Origin of the sequence: Muricomes intestini (assembly GCF_004346165.1) — a bacterium.
GTDB lineage: Bacteria > Bacillota > Clostridia > Lachnospirales > Lachnospiraceae > Muricomes > Muricomes intestini.
Window position 1 is genome coordinate 1 of the sequence record NZ_SLZZ01000011.1, and the last position, 16,714, is coordinate 16,714.

Consider the following 16,714-nt stretch of genomic DNA (forward strand, 5'->3'; position numbering starts at 1 on the left):
GGAGATCCAGATTACATGTCACCCAATTCAACGTTGAATGGCGGGGAACATTTGTTATATTTTCAGATTGTCTTTTTTCCCTTGATAAGCTATAATAAGAAAAGATTTGACAGAGAAGTGGAGGATATAATATGTTAGTATCAGCAAAAGAAATGCTTCAAAAGGCAAAGGCCGGCCACTATGCAGTAGGTCAGTTTAACATTAACAACCTGGAATGGACAAAAGCTATCCTGGCAACGGCTCAGGAATGTAACTCACCGGTAATTTTGGGTGTGTCCGAAGGGGCCGGAAAATATATGACCGGATACAAGACAGTTGCAAGTATGGTGAAGGCCATGCTGGAGGAAATGAACATTACCGTTCCAGTTGCTCTTCACTTGGATCACGGCAGTTATGAGGGATGTCTGAAATGTGTAGAAGCAGGATTTTCCTCCATTATGTTTGACGGATCTCATTACCCAATTGAGGAGAATGTAGCTAAGACTAAGGAGCTTGTAGGCATTGTAAAAGAACATGGAATGTCTCTGGAAGCAGAAGTCGGTTCTATCGGAGGTGAGGAAGACGGAGTTATCGGAAGAGGCGAGTGTGCTGACCCTCAGGAATGCAAGATGGTTGCAGATCTTGGGATCGATTTCCTCGCAGCAGGAATTGGTAACATCCACGGCAAATATCCTGAAAACTGGGAGGGACTAAGCTTTGAGACGCTGGATGCTATTCAGAAGCTGACAAAAGAGATGCCTCTGGTGCTTCACGGCGGCACAGGTATCCCGGATGATATGATTAAAAAAGCTATTGATTTAGGAGTCGCAAAAATTAATGTAAACACCGAATGCCAGTTATCTTTTGCAGCTGCAACGCGTAAATATATAGAAGCAGGAAAAGATTTGGAAGGAAAGGGCTTTGACCCGCGTAAACTATTGAAACCAGGCACAGATGCAATTGCTGCGACTGTGAAGGAGAAAATGGAATTATTCGGCTCAGTCGGAAAAGCTGAATAAAATTTAAAGTTTTGCTTGCCTTTTTTTGACGGTTGAGGTATACTGACACACGTAGATATGAACGAAGGCGTTCCAAGATGACTTGGAGTGCCTTTTTGTTTTAGAAAACAGGATTTATAAAAAGCAAAGAGGAAGGGAAGAATTATGAGCGCAGAATTGATCAACGTTGCGGATATTTTTGGGGAAAACGTGTTTAATGATACTGTAATGCAGGAACGTTTGCCGAAAAAGGTCTACAAAAATCTGAGAGAGACAATTGAGGAAGGGAATGAATTGGATCTTGCGACTGCTGATGTGATTGCACATGAGATGAAGGAATGGGCGATTGAAAAGGGGGCAACCCATTATACGCACTGGTTTCAGCCCTTGACAGGAGTGACTGCCGAAAAACATGACTCTTTCATTTCTGCTCCTCTCCCAAGCGGCAAGGTGCTGATGAGTTTTTCGGGGAAAGAACTGATTAAGGGAGAACCGGATGCATCCTCGTTTCCGTCAGGCGGGCTTAGGGCAACTTTTGAAGCAAGAGGATATACAGCCTGGGATTGTACGTCGCCTGCATTTATAAGAAAGGATGCGGGAGGGGCGACACTTTGCATCCCCACAGCATTTTGCTCTTACAAAGGTGAGGCGCTGGATCAGAAAACACCTTTACTGAGATCTATGGAAGCGATTTCCGTTCAGTCTTTAAGGCTTCTTCATCTTTTTGGAAACACTACATCAAAAAGAGTTACACCCTCTGTCGGTCCGGAGCAGGAATATTTTCTTGTGGATGCAGAGAAGTTTTTACAGAGAAAGGATTTAATTTATACAGGACGAACATTGTTCGGGGCAATGCCGCCAAAGGGCCAGGAGATGGATGATCATTACTTTGGCACTATCCGGCAGAGAGTTGCGTCCTATATGAAGGATATAAACGAAGAACTGTGGAAGGTAGGCGTTCCCGCGAAGACTCAGCATAACGAAGTGGCGCCGGCCCAGCATGAGCTGGCATCTATTTATTCGCCGGCCAATATTGCCGTTGACCATAATCAGCTGATTATGCAGACCATGAAAAGGGTGGCCTGCCAGCATGGCATGAAATGCCTGCTTCACGAAAAACCTTTTGCAGGTGTGAACGGTTCCGGCAAGCATAACAACTGGTCTCTGATTACAGACGATGGAATCAATATGTTGGACCCCGGCGTGACCCCTCACGAAAACACACAATTTCTGTTGGTTTTGATGTGCATTTTGAAAGCAGTCAACAAACATGCGGATCTTCTGCGTGAATCTGCCGCTGATCCGGGAAACGATCACAGACTGGGAGCAAATGAGGCACCTCCGGCAATTATTTCTGTTTTTCTTGGAGAGCAGCTTGCGGATGTGATGGAACAGCTGATTAGCACAGGAGAAGCAACCCACAGTATAAAGGGCGGCAGGCTGATGACCGGAGTTAAGACATTGCCGGATCTTACAAAGGATGCTACAGACAGAAACAGGACTTCGCCATTTGCATTTACAGGAAATAAATTTGAATTCCGCATGGTTGGCTCCAGAGATTCCATAGCTGCTCCAAATATTGTTTTAAATACTATTGTAGCCGAAGCATTTTCTGAGGCGTGCAATGTGCTGGAAGAAGCAAATGATTTTGAGTTAGCACTTCATGATTTGATCAAGGAATATGCAACAGAAAATCAGCGAATTGTTTTTAATGGTGACGGATATTCAGAGGCATGGGTGGAAGAGGCTGAAAGGCGGGAACTTCCAAATATTAAATCTATGGTGGAGGCTATTCCTGCGATGACGACAGAGAAGGCTGTAAATTTGTTTGAGAAGTTTAATGTATTCACAAAGGCAGAGCTGGAATCCCGCGCAGAGATTCAGTACGAAACCTATGCGAAAGCCATTAACATTGAAGCACGTACCATGATTGATATGACAAGTAAGCAGATTATTCCTGCAATCATGAAGTATACGAAGACACTGGCAGATACAGTTCTTGCCGTAAAAGAAGCAGGGGCAGATGCGTCTGTGCAGTTAGAGGTTTTAAGCAATGTTTCTGCATTGCTGACCCATACGAGAGATGCCCTGGAAGCTTTGATTAAAGTTACAGATGAAGCTGCAGGTAAAGAGGAGGGAGCTGCTCGGGCAAACTTCTATCATACGGACGTATTTCCGGCTATGGAAGTGCTTCGTGCACCGGTTGATAAACTGGAAATGATAGTAGATAAAGAGGTATGGCCGATGCCATCCTATGGTGATCTGATTTTCGAAGTGTAAGGTTCTAAGGCGTAATGTACATAAGAAGTGTGAAAGGCGTCGTGATGAAAAGTAGTGTGGCCATAGAAAAAATGATAGAGTTTTATGGGGGAAATCTGCATGATATCAATCATTTCCTGAAAGTATATGCTTATGCGAAGACTATAGGTGAATTGGAAAAACTAGATATCAAAACCCAGGAAACTCTTGAATTAGCGGCAGTTGTACATGATATTGCGTGCCCGCTCTGCCGTGAAAAATATGGCAGTACAAATGGGAAATACCAGGAGGCAGAAGGTGGTGCTTTGACAATGCAGTTTTTGAGGGAGCTTGAATGCGACGCAGAGATGACTGAAAGAATATGCTACTTAGTTTCGCATCATCACACATATACAGGTGTTGACGGGGTGGATTATCAGATACTGCTGGAAGCAGACTTCCTTGTAAATGCAGATGAAGCTGACATATCAAAAGAAGCAATAATCGAGATGATGAACCGGGTATTTAAGACGGAAACTGGAATATGTCTATTGAAATCTGTTTACGGACTCTCTGAAAACAAAAAAGAGAAGCAGTCATCTTGAGACACACTTCACACTAAAATTTAAAAAGTTTATACTTTTACAACATTGCCGCAGGGGTATCCCCTGTGGCTTTTTTCCGCAATTAGGAACAAGTTTATGGGATTGAAAAGGTTTGCGCGGCCGGAAAAAAGAGGTATAATAGGACAGACAGAAAAGTACACAGAAAAAATATTCAGAATATTCTGAATACGGAGCGCAAAAGGGTCTGACCCCTTTTAGTAGAGAAAGGAGTTTACGATTATGAAGACATCTACGGAGTTGAGGGATTTATTGAACAGGATTGATCGCAGGAGTTATCCCGCTTATAAAGATACAAAGGGGGCTTATCGGTTTCCGGGTTACCAGCTTTCCATTGACCATGTACAGGGGGATCCGTTCGCATCGCCCTCAAAGCTGAGTGTTCATATGGAAGGGAAGACTGCGGGCTTTCCCAGGGAGCTGTTTGAGACAGAGCACCGCAGGGCGGCGCTGCAGGACTATCTGACGAGACAGTTTGGTTGCGCGGCGGAACAGTATGCTTTCAAAGCAAAGGGCTCGGGCAAGAGCGGTCTGATTGCGGTGAGCCGTTGTGGGCAGGAGGTGCTGGAACGCACCGCATGTGTGATTGAGCCAGAGAGTGGAAATGTAATTCTCAGGCTGGAAGCAGGGTTCCCGGCGAATGGGAGAACGATTAATGCAAGGGAATTGATAAAGATATTGTTTGATTTTCTTCCGGAAAGTGTAGAAAGCTCACTTTATTATAAGAACAGTGATAAGAAAAGGATTCAGCAGACGGTATTTCTCACCGACGATCAGCAGTTTATCAGAGAACAGCTGCCAAAGATGGGGCTGATTGCTTTCGTGGCTGATGGATCAGTGCTGCCCAGAGAATCTGGGATTTCTTCAAAGCCTATGAAGGGTGCAGTTGTGTTCGAGTCTCCGAAGGAGCTGAAAGTGACTATGGAACTGCCGCACAGAGGAAAAATAACGGGGATGGGAATACGCCGCGGCATCACTCTGATTGTGGGCGGGGGCTATCATGGCAAGTCAACCCTTCTGAAGGCGCTGGAGCTGGGAGTTTACAATCATATTGCAGGTGACGGGAGAGAGTATGTTATCACGGATGACACTGCTGTGAAAATCAGGGCTGAAGATGGCAGGAGCATTAAGAAAACAGATATTTCCATGTTCATCAATGACCTCCCCAACGGAAAAGAGACGAAAGGATTCTGTACGGAAGATGCCAGCGGAAGTACATCCCAGGCAGCAAACGTGATAGAGGCCATGGAGGCAGGAGCAAAACTACTTCTGATTGATGAGGATACAAGTGCAACGAACTTTATGATCCGGGATGAGCTGATGCAGCGGGTAATTCACAGAGACATGGAACCCATCACACCGTTTATTGAACGGATAAAGGAGTTGTATGAGGAATATGGTATTTCTACGGTAATAGTGGCGGGAAGTTCAGGAGCATATTTCCATATTGCAGACTGTATCGTTCAGATGGATAGATATGTGCCCAAAGATATTACAGTGCCTGCAAAAAAAGAGGCAGAGAATTTCCCTATGCTTGAAGGGCCGGAAGAAAAAGCAGACAAGCCTGTATTTTCAAGGTGTCCGAGAGCTAACAATGCATTTCGCGGGGAGGGCAGGATTAAGATGAAAACAATGGGAAAAGAGGCCGTTCAGATTAACAGGGAAACTATAGATCTGCGCTATGTGGAACAGATTGTGGATAGTGAGCAGGTATCAGCTCTCGGATACTGCGTTCGGTATGCACAAAAGCATTTGCTGGATGGAAGGAAGAGCCTGCAGAAGACAGCAGAAGAGCTGGAGCAGAAGATTCGAAGAGATGGGCTGGCGGCTTTATGTGAGAACAGTTCAAATATTGCAAATCTTGCACTGCCGAGAAAGCAGGAAATCCATGCCTGTCTGAACCGCTGCCGGGGACTGAAATTATAGGAGGAACATTATGCGCTTTTTTCACTTATCCGATCTGCATATAGGCAGGCGGCTGCACTATTACAATCTGTTGGAGGATCAGAGATATATTTTAAATGAGGTGGCTGGTTATGTAGAGCAGATGCACCCTGATGCAGTTGTGATTGCGGGTGATATCTATGATAAAGCTGTGCCATCTGCGGAGGCAGTGTCACTTTTTGATGATTTTTTGACCAAACTGGCAGATATAGCACCCTATGCTGCGGTTCTGATTATTAGTGGAAATCATGACTCCTCCCAAAGGCTGGATTATGCCAGCCGGCTTCTTGGCCGCCAGAATATTTATATTGCAGGAGAACCCCCCGCTGAAAAAGAAGATCATTTAAAAATAGTGACTCTTTCAGATGAATATGGAGAAGTGAATTTTTATTTGCTCCCTTTTTTAAAACCAGGTTATGTAAGAAATGTGTTTGAGAAGGAAGCTCCGGAGAACTACAGCGAAGCGGTAGCCCGGATTCTGGAGCGTGAGGAGATAGACTGTACGAAGCGGAACGTACTGGTCTCTCATCAGTTTTATACCGGGAATGGCGATATACCAGATACCTGTGATTCTGAAATGTTTTCCGTGGGAGGAATTGATAATGTAGACATTCGTCCCCTGTTGCAATTTGATTATGCGGCTCTGGGACATATCCACCGAGCCCAACAGGTGGGGAAACCCTTTATCCGTTATTGCGGCACGCTTCTAAAATATTCTGTAAGTGAAGCCGAACATAACAAGACTCTTCACATGGTAGAACTGAAAGGAAAAGGAACGGAGATTCATGTGGAATTACTGCCCCTGCACCCTTTGAGGAATGTGTGCAGAGTACGTGGGGAAATGGACGAAATTCTGAAAAATGCCAAATTAGAAGACAAAGATGACTATGTCAGTATCACGCTGACTGACGAGATAGAGCCTTACAGGCCAAAGGAACAGCTGGAGAAAGTTTATTCTCATATCCTTGAAATTCGTATGGATAATACAAGGACAAGAAAACGTCTGGGAGAATTCGACATGAAGACAGAAATTACAGACCCTTTGACTTTGTTTAATGATTTTTTTCGGGAAATTCAAGGCAGAGAAATATCTGGGAAGGAACGGGACATTTTAGAGCAGGTATTGGACAGGGCGAAAGGAGAATAGTATGAGACCGGTGAAGTTGACAATGTCCGCTTTTGGCTCCTATGCAGGAGTGGAAGAGATTGATTTTACAAAAGTCCGGCAGGGCCTTTTTCTCATTACGGGGGATACAGGAGCAGGGAAAACAACCATTTTTGATGCTGTGACTTATGCTTTGTATGATAAGACGAGCGGAGGCAGGCGGGACGGAAATATGATGCGCAGCCAGTATGCCCCGGAGGATGTGGACACTTATGTGGAATATACATTTTCTTATAAGGAGAAGGAATATACAGTCAGAAGAAATCCGGAATATCTTAGAATAGGGAAGAGGCGGTCATCTGACGGGTCTCCCAGATATGTAAAGGAAACTGCAAAAGTGAGTCTGCTGATGCCGGATGGAAAAGAATATCAGGGAAAGAAAAAAGATATCAATCAAAAAATAGAAGAAATCATGGGATTGGATGTAAATCAGTTTACCCAGATTGCTATGATTGCCCAGGGGGATTTTCTGAAGCTTCTCCATGCGGAGTCCAGGGAGCGGAAACGAATCTTCTCCAGGATTTTTCAGACGAAATTATACTGGCAGGTACAGGAGGGGCTGAAGGAACAGGCAAAGCAGCTCTATATAAGTCTTGAGGATAATACAAAAGACTGCCGGCGGGAGATGGAGCGTGTGGAGCCCCTCCCGGATAGTGAAGAGAAAGCGATGTGGGATAGATTGCTGGCGTTGGAAATGCCGGCAGGGACAGATGTACTTCTTACATTGAAAGAAATATGCAGGCAAGGAAAGACATTGGAGATGGCTGCCCGGCAGCAGGAAGCGGAAATTCAAAGGAAAGTGGACGAACTGAATATCCTGATCCGAAATCAGGAAGAAGTCAACCATCTTTTCATACTGAAGGCGCAGACAGAAGATAAGCTTGCAGAATTGGAAGTGCAGAAAATAGACATGGAAGAACTCCGCCGACAGGTTGAAGAAGGAGCGAGAGCAGAGAAGGTATCAATAGAAGAAGAACAATATAAGCGAACCAGCGCAGAGTTGGATAACCTGAAACAGACAGTAGCAGAAACAAAGGGCTGGCTTGTGGGTCAGAAGGAAAAAACAGTGGCAGAAAAAGCGGAAGTAAAGCAAAAGGAAGAAGAACTTCTGCAGAAAGAGCCTGTGCTTCAGCAGCAGATTGTCACGCTTAAAGGTATCCTGCCAAAATACGCCCGAATACGCAGGCTTGAAAATTCTTATAATGAGCAGATGAAAAAAATGGAATTAATTCTGGAAGAATGCCGGAGAGCCTCTGTAGATTATGAAGAGAAATATCAACGTTTCTTTGAGGAGCAGGCAGGCATTCTGGCAGAAAAATTGAAGCAGGGGGAGCCCTGTCCTGTATGTGGTTCCACTGTACATCCCCAAAAAGCAGAGGTCTTGGACGGGGCGCCGGGTCAGAAAGAGGTAGAGCAGGCAAAGGTAAAAAGGGATAAAAAGGAAAAGGAGCGTTCCGATATTCAGGAGCAGTTCCAGGAATGTAAAAGTAACCTCCAATCCGAGAAAGGGAGTTTAAAGGAAGCTATTGGAGAAATCTGGAATGACTTGGATGCTTCAGAGGTGTGGATGGAGGAGGAACAGGTAAAAGGTAAGCTGCAGAAGCTTGAACTAGAGCTGCGGCAGAAGAAGGAAGACTTTCAAAAAAGAGAGAAGCATCTTCAGCGGTTAGTGGGAGAATTTAAGCACAAAAGCGGGCTTTTAGAAAGCCAGGAAAAGCAGCTTCAGGAATTGAATATAAAGCAGGAAGAACAAGAAAAGGATTTCCAGGCAGGGCTAAAAGAGCAGAAATTTTCAACTTATGCAAGCTACGTCCGGGCAAAAGAGTGGATAAACGGCAGGGGAGAAAGGAAGCGGCGCCTGAGCGAATATGATGCACGGTGCCTTGAGGTAAAAACCCGGCATGAAATGTTATGTCAGCAGAGCGCAGGAAAAGAGCCTGCCGAGTTGACGGAAGAAAAAGAAAAGTTGGAAGCATTGACAGCTTCTCAAAAGAACCAGAGAGAAAAATGGATTTCTCTCTATAGTAAAAACCAAAGGAACGAAGAAGCAAGAATGAAATTGAAAAAGTATTTTGGTGATAAGGAGAGCCTGACGGCTGAATATGAGATGGTAAATAATTTAAGCTGTACAGCAAATGGCAATTTGTCAGGAAGTGTAAAACTGGATTTTGAGACTTACGTGCAGCGAAAATATTTTAAACAGATTATTCAAGCAGCAAACAGACGCCTTAGTAAAATGACCTCCAATGAATTTATTCTGCAGTGCCGTGAGATAAAGGATTTGAGCAGCCAGGGCCAGGCGGGACTGGATTTGGATGTCTATCATCTTGTCAATGATTCAGTGAGAGATGTAAAAACTTTGTCCGGCGGAGAATCCTTTATGGCCTCCTTATCCATGGCGCTGGGTCTGGCAGATATTGTACAAAATACTGCAGGTGCCATCAGTTTGGAAACGATGTTTGTGGATGAAGGCTTCGGCTCTCTGGATGATGTGGCAAGAGACAGGGCAATTCAAATATTGCAGAAACTTGCGGGAGAAAAGGGTCTGGTCGGAATTATATCCCATGTGAATGAACTAAAAAGTCAGATAGAATGGCAGCTTGTAGTGAAAAAGACGGAGCGGGGGAGCCATGCACATTGGGTATTAGAATAAACGGACAAATAATCTGCCTCAAAAATTCCACATTTATAACACAAATATTTCACAAAGTTCTGCTAACCTTATCGTTATGTGAAATTCATATGACAGGGAGGTAAGGATTTGATAGAGGTAAAGAACTTAGTGAAAAAATATGGAAATCATCTGGCCGTAGATAACCTGAGTTTTAAGATTGACAAGGGGAAAATCTATGGCTTTTTGGGGCCTAACGGTGCAGGGAAATCTACCACCATGAACATTATGACGGGATACTTAGGGGCCACAGAAGGGGAAGTGTTGATTGATGGGCATGACATACTGCGTGAGCCTGAAAAAGCAAAAAAATACATAGGATATCTTCCTGAGATTCCCCCTCTTTACATGGAGATGACAGTGCAGGAATACCTAGATTTTGCGGCAGAGCTGAAAGGGATACCAAAGGAAAAGCGGGAATCCTCCGTGGAGGAGGTTCTAAAACTTGTAAAGCTTAAGGATGTCAGAGAACGTCTTATCCGCAATCTGTCCAAGGGGTACCGGCAGAGAGTGGGACTGGCACAGGCCATATTGGGTTTTCCGGATATCATTATTTTGGATGAGCCTACAGTGGGACTGGACCCAAAGCAGATTATTGAAATCAGAGAATTGATTCGAGATTTGGCAAAAAAGCATACAGTTATTTTGAGTTCACACATTCTGGCGGAGGTGAAAGAAGTCTGCGACTATATCATGATTATATCAAAAGGCAGGCTTGTTGCCAGTGACACCCCGGATAATCTGGAACACCTGTTGGATGATGCCGAATCCTTGGAGCTTCAGGCAAAAGCCGAACCCTCCCGTGTCAGGGAAATACTGGAGCCGATTCATGAGATTCTATCCATAAAGATGGAAAAAAGAACAGACGGAACTACATTTGCTTCATTGGATATAAAGGAAAATACGGATATCAGAGAAAAGGTATTTTTTGCATTTGCGGATCAGAAATGCCCGCTCCTTATGCTGAATACAAATCGTGCAAGCCTGGAGGAAATCTTCCTGGAGCTGACACAGAAGGAAGAGGAGCCTAAATCACAGGTTTTGGAAAAGAAGGAGGCGAAGACGGATGCTGGCCGTTTATAAAAGAGAGCTTAAAGGATATTTTCAGTCTATGATTGGATGTGTGTTTGTCGCATTTCTGGTGGGTTTTACAGGAATTTATTTTGTGGCATATAATCTGAATGCGGGATATCCGTACTTTTCATATACCTTGTCGGGCTCACTGATTGTATTTCTCGTAGGGATTCCGCTGCTCACTATGAAAAGTTTTTCGGAGGAACGAAAAAATAAAACGGATCAGCTGCTTTTAACTGCACCGGTGAGTCTTACTAAAATCGTGCTGGGAAAATACCTGGCTATGGTTTCTGTTCTGGCTGTTCCCAATATTATTTTTTGCCTTTTCCCGTTAATCATTAAACTGCAGGGGATAGCTTATCTGAAGGTGGACTATATATCGATTAGTGTATTCTTTCTCCTGGGGTGTGTATATATTGCTATTGGAATGTTTTTGTCTTCCCTGACAGAAAGCCAGATTATTGCTTTTGTCACGACTTTTGGTGTACTGCTGGCTCTTTATCTGTGGGATGGCATCCTGTCATTTCTGCCAAGATCAGCTTCCGGCGGAGTCATTGGGATTATTCTTATTTTGACAATAGTGGCAGCCTATATCCAGCACATGACCGGAAATTGGCTGATAAGTGGTGGGGTAGAACTGATTGGTGCTGCCGTCTGTGTTATTACCTATATTATGAAAGCCGGTTTATTCGAAAATATACTGAAGAAAATTCTAGGCAACCTTGCACTTGCAAATTTTTTTACGGACATTACTTCAAATAACATTGTAAATATCAGCGGAATCATTCTGTACCTGTCTATTATCGTAGTATTTATTTTTCTTACGATACAGACCATACAGAGAAGACGCTGGAGTTAGGAGGGGTAGAAGGTGCAAAAAATTAAAAAATTATTTCAGACAGCGGGAACTAAAAACGGAGCTTTCAGCGTAGGAATAACCATCATGGTAATCGCTGTCATAGTAGTGATAAATCTCATTTTCGGACAGCTGCCTGAAAAATACAGGAATATTGATGTCAGCAGTACAAAGATATATGAAATATCAGATACAAGCCGTAAGCTTTTAAAAAAGCTGGATTCAAAAGTGACTCTTACAGTACTGGCAGAAAAAGAAAATACAGATGACAGAATAAAAACATTTTTAAGCAAGTATGATGCTTTGTCCAAAAATGTTTCGGTAAAATGGATTGACCCTGTACTTCACCCGTCGGTATTGAAAGAGTATGATGTGGATAAAAATACAATTGTTGTATTAAGTGAGGCCTCAGGGAAGAGTACAAACGTTTCTTTTGACAGTATTATTGTGAAGGATGAATCGTCATATTATTACACAGGAACTGCATCTGAATCTCAGTTCGATGCTGATGGACAGCTTACAAGTGCTGTAAATTATGTGACCAGCGATGTAAACAAGACAATCTACCGGACAACCGGACATGGAGAGGCAACTTTGTCGGGCTCTGTTTCGGATATGATGAGTAAGAACAATTATAGTACGAAAGAGTTAAATCTTGTGATGGATGCTTCCATACCGGACGACTGTGACTTATTGCTGATGTATGCGCCTGCCACAGATTTATCGGCGGACGAATTGAAGACCATAAAAGATTATCTTTCCGGAGGCGGCAAGATTATGGTACTGCTGGGAGAAACCGGTACTTCAGATTTACCGAATTTGTCCTCCATCTTAAAAGAATACGGGATGCAGGAGGCAGAAGGCTATATTGCAGACCCGCAGAGATGTTATCAGAACAACTACTACTATATATTCCCCAACCTTTCACTGTCCGGTGATATGGCAAAGGGAATTTCATCCCAGATGGTACTTCTGATGAATGCAAAAGGCCTGAATATGGTGGATGCAGCCAGAGATACCATCACAACTGACTCCTTTATGACAACTTCGGAACAGGCTTATGCAGTGACAGAAGATAAGCAGACCCAGGGTACCTATACACTGGGGGCAGTGGCAACAGAAAAGACAGACAAAGCAGAAAGCCGGCTGACTGTTATCTCGGCAGCCAGTCTGATTGACTCTCAGATTACAGATACGTTTTCTCAGCTTGAGAATGTTACTGTGTTTATGAATGCAGTGGGCAATAATTTTGATGATGTGCAGAGCATCACAATTGAGCCAAAGAGCCTTGCACCGGAGTATAATACAGTGCAGCATGCCGGCCTGTTCAGTCTCCTGGTGGTATTTGGAATTCCGATTCTTGTGTTGGGTTCTGGGTTTACAGTCTGGTTTAGACGAAGAAAAGCTTAGGAGGAGAAACATGGAGCAGAAAAGGAAAAGGCTGTTTATACTTCTGTTTGGCGTTCTCCTGATTCTTCTGGCTGTTTATTTTGGCATTCAGGCACGAAATAAAAGTGAGGAAAAAAAGAAAGAAGCAAAAGCAGAGGCAGAGACTATTTATGTTACGGATATAGAGGATCTAAAAGAAATTAAATATAATGTTGGAAATGGCGATTTTAACTTAAAAAAAGAAGGCGGTACATGGTATGCTGCAAAGGATAAAGATTTTCCACTTGCGCAGAGTTATCCCAAGCAGATGGCAGAGACTTTCAGCAAATTAAAAGCAAAACGGGCATTGGAAGGCGGTGATTCTCTGGAGGATTACGGACTAAAAGATCCGGTGTATACAGTTGTACTGACAGATAAGCAGGGGAAGGAGACTACGCTGTATTATGGAAATGTAACTGGAGATGATTATTATATTACGGTTGATAATACAGGAAAGGTCTATACAGTAAACAATACGTCTATATCTGACCTTCAGAACAAACTGGAAGATATGGCACAATTAGATACTTATCCAAATATCGGAAGCGGCAATCTGAAAAAGGAGGTCATCACTCAAAATGGCAGTTCCACTACCTACGATTCAAAAAATGATGATGATTCTAAGAATATTGCGGCGGTTGCAGGAGGACTGGGAGCTGTCAAGTTAGGAGCTGCGGCGGACTATTCTGTGGCGGACAAAGACCTTTCGAAATTTGGCCTGGATGAGACAGCCAGAATTACAGTGGAAGCAACCTATACGAAAGACAAAAAAGATGAAGTCCTGACATTGTATATAGGCAGTGCAGACGGTAAGGGAAACCGGTATGTAATGATGAATGATTCAAGAATTGTATACCTGATATCAGAAGATATCTGCAACAATATTTTATACTAATTTAATATGCATTTTATTGACAATTGACAGGTGATGGAGGAGAATGTTCTATAGGCTGCTACAGAATTGAGCTCATGGCTGAGCTGCAGCTATAGGTTAGTAAAAGCGAGGATGGTAGATTATGAGAGAAAAGATGATGCGGTTTATGCAGGGAAGGTATGGAGTAGATACATTTTCTAAGTTCCTGCTTGTTGCTGGTTTGGTAGTTGTACTCTTCTCCTCCGTTTTTAGAGGAAGAATTCCCGGCACAATTTGCTATGTTGTGGGCTGGATTTTAATTATCTATTGCTACTTTAGGATGTTTTCAAGGAACGTCACAAAGAGATATAATGAAAATCAGACATTTTTAACAAAAACATATAAGATACGCAGTTTTTTTTACAGGCAGAAAAGTATATGGAGACAGAGAAAGACACACCATATATATAAATGTCCGACCTGTGGTCAGAAAGTCCGTATTCCAAGAGGAAAGGGGAAAATAGAGATCCGATGCCCAAAATGTAGTACCACATTTATTAAGAAAAGCTAAAAATTTATTCCCGCGAGCAACGAGCCAAGCGGAAATGCTTGCATTTTCATTTGGTGACTGCCGCGAGCTCAGCTTGCTGCTGGGTATTTGACTGAAATAGCGAAAGAGATAGACAAACCAGTCTGTCTCTTTTTATAGTTTACAACTAAATAAACAAACTTACTTGAAATAACTTACGCAAATCACGAAAGGTAAGAACATTGTTGATTATATATAATATGCGGCGGCATATTTCGTGTATTTGCCAGATTGACTTAAATTGTCGAAAAATATATAATATCAACATAGGTGAGGAGCATAAATAATGATTCCTGTGGATGATTTATAGATATTTGAGAAGGCAAGGTATGAACAATGACAGATAATATTATTGGACGTAATATAAAGTCTCTGAGAGGGCAACGAAATATGACACAAGAGCAGCTGGCACAGAAAATGTACATGAAGAGGCAGACACTTTCCAACTATGAGGTTGGAAAGAGGATGCCGGATATTTTTGAATTATGGGCTATGGCGGATATTTTTGAGGTATCACTTGACGAAATTGCAGGAAGGGGAACACCCTGTGCAAAAAAGCGGGACTGCAAGCGTTGACCTGATGTTCCGAAGAGATACGATGCTTTTGAACTAAGTGTATATCTTCGGGTATGCTGGCCGGTTCTGATTGCAGTCAGAGGCTATTTTTTAGCCCACGTCATTAGCTTTCTCCAAGGATCACCGAAATCAAAGCCAAGTATCCAGCAGAATGCAATATAATACAGGACACTCAGCAAGGCTGCCATAAAGAGTTTTATATATTTCATAATGCGTACCTCCTGCTCTTATTATATGATTATTAAACCCAATAAAAACAAAGGAAAATAAAAAAACTGCAATCCGCAAGGATTACAGTAAACCTGCGGAAGAAGAGACTTGAACTCTGTCAAACCGCGCCAAGAATGGCTAATTTACTGCGTTCCCTGTGGTTCGTGTTGCATTTCGTGTTGCATGTTTTCAAAGTGGTTTAAGGCTTTATTTGTCATTTTGTCTTGTACTTCCGGCAGAGCGTGTCTGTAAACCTCCTTAAGCACAGAATCATTCCCCCAGCCGCCTGACTGCATAATGTAGGCATCCGGTATCCCAAGGGCGTGCTGGATGGATGCGTTGTAGTGGCGTAAATCGTGAAAACGGAAGTGAGGCAACTCTGCGTGCTTCAGGACGGTCTTAAACCTGTTGGACAATTCATTTGGCGTAAGTCCTACGGTATCGTCCGGCATCTTCCGGACTTTCTTAATCACGAAACTTGGAAAGGTTACATAGCGATCGCCGGCATAAGATTTAGGCGCCTTGATTACCCAGTTAGAGTCTGGGTTCATCACCATTGTTTTGGACACGTGGATAGTGTTCTTCTTTAGGTCTCTTTTCCGGTCAAACGCACAAATTTCCCCTCTTCGCATTGCCCCAAAAGCCGCCAGCATAACAGGCACCTCCATTTGGGTGTCCTCTACTGCTGTCAGCAGACGCTTTATTTCGTCCTCTGACGGCACATAGATGTTAGGGCGTAGTTTCTTTGGCAGGCCAATCTGCAGCCTTAATTCGGGGCGATATCGGTTCATGACAGCAACGATAAGTCCATTCATATCCCTCACAGTCTTGGGAGACTTTTTAAGCGCAGCCGTGTTGATTATCTCCTGTATGATATCCTCGGTAAGGTCCTTTAATTTATAATTATCCAGAGGAACCATACAGTTTCGCTGCATACTCCGGTATTTGCGGATACTGGCAGGAGATAAGACTCCCGTGCGTTCTTCAATGTACTTTTCAAGAGCGTTCTTGAATGTGTATTGATACACGGGCCGGCTTCTGCCTTCTCTCTGTTCTGCGAACTGTGCCGCCTGTGCTTCTACACGCCGCTTTCCTGCCCTGGTTGGGTCTTCGCATGTAAAAGATTCGTAGATGCGTTTTCTTTTCTGTTTTCCCGTCTTTTCGTCAATGACCGGTTTTCCGTCTTTGCCGCAGAGGTCTTCGTAGTGGCTAAAAACTTGGCACCGCCAACTACCAGACGGCAGTTTTTTTGCTGTTGGCATAAAATCATCTCCTTTAAAGTATAAAAACAGTCTCCAAACAAACGTTCTTATTGCTTGGGCGCTCCGAAGATGATACAATATTCTTGGTTAAAAGAGTGCATATCTTCGGATATGTTCACCGTCTGGTGCTACCAACACTAGGCGGTTTTTCTATTATGTAACGTAAAAGACCTCGTATTTCTACGAGGTCTTAATAATGAATACCGCTCGCCAGCTGTCTGGGAGCTTTGTCTTCTATACTGCCGGTA

14 protein-coding genes are annotated in these 16,714 nt (G+C 43.4%); 12 read left to right on the top strand and 2 right to left on the bottom strand.

All coding sequences use genetic code 11. From position 1 onward, the window contains the following. Positions 1-131 precede the first annotated feature (131 nt). From fba to EDD59_RS08970, 12 genes are all read left to right on the top strand, one after another. Positions 132-998: a class II fructose-1,6-bisphosphate aldolase gene (gene fba, locus EDD59_RS08915; RefSeq protein ID WP_132381084.1), complete on the top strand. Its 867-nt coding sequence runs from the start codon at positions 132-134 to the stop codon at positions 996-998. A gap of 144 nt (positions 999-1,142) precedes the next feature. Further along, positions 1,143-3,257: a glutamine synthetase III family protein gene (locus tag EDD59_RS08920; RefSeq protein ID WP_132381086.1), complete on the top strand. Its 2,115-nt coding sequence runs from the start codon at positions 1,143-1,145 to the stop codon at positions 3,255-3,257. Positions 3,258-3,301: 44 nt separating this feature from the next. Next, on the top strand, positions 3,302-3,820 hold the full coding sequence (locus EDD59_RS08925; protein ID WP_132381088.1) for an HD domain-containing protein: 519 nt from the start codon (positions 3,302-3,304) through the stop codon (positions 3,818-3,820). 240 nt (positions 3,821-4,060) lie between these two features. After that, complete coding sequence (locus tag EDD59_RS08930) at positions 4,061-5,764, top strand: ABC-ATPase domain-containing protein (protein WP_132381090.1); 1,704 nt, start codon at positions 4,061-4,063, stop codon at positions 5,762-5,764. Positions 5,765-5,774: 10 nt separating this feature from the next. Next, the gene (locus EDD59_RS08935; RefSeq protein WP_132381092.1) at positions 5,775-6,929 is read left to right on the top strand and encodes an exonuclease SbcCD subunit D; all 1,155 of its coding nucleotides are present in this window, start codon (positions 5,775-5,777) and stop codon (positions 6,927-6,929) included. Position 6,930: 1 nt separating this feature from the next. Further along, the gene (locus tag EDD59_RS08940; RefSeq protein WP_132381094.1) at positions 6,931-9,600 is read left to right on the top strand and encodes an AAA family ATPase; all 2,670 of its coding nucleotides are present in this window, start codon (positions 6,931-6,933) and stop codon (positions 9,598-9,600) included. Between the two features lie 108 nt (positions 9,601-9,708). Beyond that, a complete protein-coding gene (locus EDD59_RS08945; RefSeq protein ID WP_132381096.1) occupies positions 9,709-10,701 on the top strand; it encodes an ABC transporter ATP-binding protein in 993 nt (330 codons plus the stop codon). Continuing rightward, positions 10,685-11,551, top strand: coding sequence for an ABC transporter permease (locus EDD59_RS08950; protein ID WP_132381098.1), 867 nt, complete (start codon positions 10,685-10,687; stop codon positions 11,549-11,551). Before EDD59_RS08945 ends, EDD59_RS08950 begins: the two co-directional genes overlap by 17 nt. A 12-nt stretch (positions 11,552-11,563) precedes the next feature. Continuing rightward, positions 11,564-12,958 carry a GldG family protein gene (locus EDD59_RS08955; RefSeq protein ID WP_132381100.1) on the top strand — a complete coding sequence of 465 codons (1,395 nt, stop codon included), beginning with the start codon at positions 11,564-11,566 and terminating at the stop codon, positions 12,956-12,958. Between the two features lie 10 nt (positions 12,959-12,968). Beyond that, complete coding sequence (locus tag EDD59_RS08960; RefSeq protein ID WP_132381102.1) at positions 12,969-13,871, top strand: DUF4340 domain-containing protein; 903 nt, start codon at positions 12,969-12,971, stop codon at positions 13,869-13,871. A gap of 121 nt (positions 13,872-13,992) precedes the next feature. Continuing rightward, positions 13,993-14,400: a competence protein CoiA family protein gene (locus EDD59_RS08965; protein WP_132381104.1), complete on the top strand. Its 408-nt coding sequence runs from the start codon at positions 13,993-13,995 to the stop codon at positions 14,398-14,400. A 354-nt stretch (positions 14,401-14,754) separates the two neighbouring features. Beyond that, positions 14,755-14,994, top strand: coding sequence for a helix-turn-helix domain-containing protein (locus tag EDD59_RS08970; RefSeq protein WP_132381106.1), 240 nt, complete (start codon positions 14,755-14,757; stop codon positions 14,992-14,994). Between the two features lie 83 nt (positions 14,995-15,077). Here the strand turns inward: EDD59_RS08970 and EDD59_RS18295 are convergent, their stop codons facing one another. After that, positions 15,078-15,203 (bottom strand): hypothetical protein, encoded by a 126-nt coding sequence (locus EDD59_RS18295; RefSeq protein ID WP_279233347.1) that lies wholly within the window; start codon positions 15,201-15,203, stop codon positions 15,078-15,080. A gap of 144 nt (positions 15,204-15,347) precedes the next feature. Then, the gene (locus EDD59_RS08975; protein ID WP_132381108.1) at positions 15,348-16,466 is read right to left on the bottom strand and encodes a site-specific integrase; all 1,119 of its coding nucleotides are present in this window, start codon (positions 16,464-16,466) and stop codon (positions 15,348-15,350) included. Positions 16,467-16,714 lie beyond the last annotated feature (248 nt).

Excerpts from the sequence above, each read along its gene's own strand:
- fba (WP_132381084.1), top strand. The coding sequence starts at position 132 with ATGTTAGTATCAGCAAAAGAAATGCTTCAAAAGGCAAAGGCCGGCCAC.
- EDD59_RS08920 (WP_132381086.1), top strand. The coding sequence starts at position 1,143 with ATGAGCGCAGAATTGATCAACGTTGCGGATATTTTTGGGGAAAACGTG.
- EDD59_RS08925 (WP_132381088.1), top strand. The coding sequence starts at position 3,302 with ATGAAAAGTAGTGTGGCCATAGAAAAAATGATAGAGTTTTATGGGGGA.
- EDD59_RS08930 (WP_132381090.1), top strand. The coding sequence starts at position 4,061 with ATGAAGACATCTACGGAGTTGAGGGATTTATTGAACAGGATTGATCGC.
- EDD59_RS08935 (WP_132381092.1), top strand. The coding sequence starts at position 5,775 with ATGCGCTTTTTTCACTTATCCGATCTGCATATAGGCAGGCGGCTGCAC.
- EDD59_RS08940 (WP_132381094.1), top strand. The coding sequence starts at position 6,931 with ATGAGACCGGTGAAGTTGACAATGTCCGCTTTTGGCTCCTATGCAGGA.
- EDD59_RS08950 (WP_132381098.1), top strand. The coding sequence starts at position 10,685 with ATGCTGGCCGTTTATAAAAGAGAGCTTAAAGGATATTTTCAGTCTATG.
- EDD59_RS08960 (WP_132381102.1), top strand. The coding sequence starts at position 12,969 with ATGGAGCAGAAAAGGAAAAGGCTGTTTATACTTCTGTTTGGCGTTCTC.
- EDD59_RS08965 (WP_132381104.1), top strand. The coding sequence starts at position 13,993 with ATGAGAGAAAAGATGATGCGGTTTATGCAGGGAAGGTATGGAGTAGAT.
- EDD59_RS08970 (WP_132381106.1), top strand. The coding sequence starts at position 14,755 with ATGACAGATAATATTATTGGACGTAATATAAAGTCTCTGAGAGGGCAA.
- EDD59_RS18295 (WP_279233347.1), bottom strand. The coding sequence starts at position 15,203 with ATGAAATATATAAAACTCTTTATGGCAGCCTTGCTGAGTGTCCTGTAT.
- EDD59_RS08975 (WP_132381108.1), bottom strand. The coding sequence starts at position 16,466 with ATGCCAACAGCAAAAAAACTGCCGTCTGGTAGTTGGCGGTGCCAAGTT.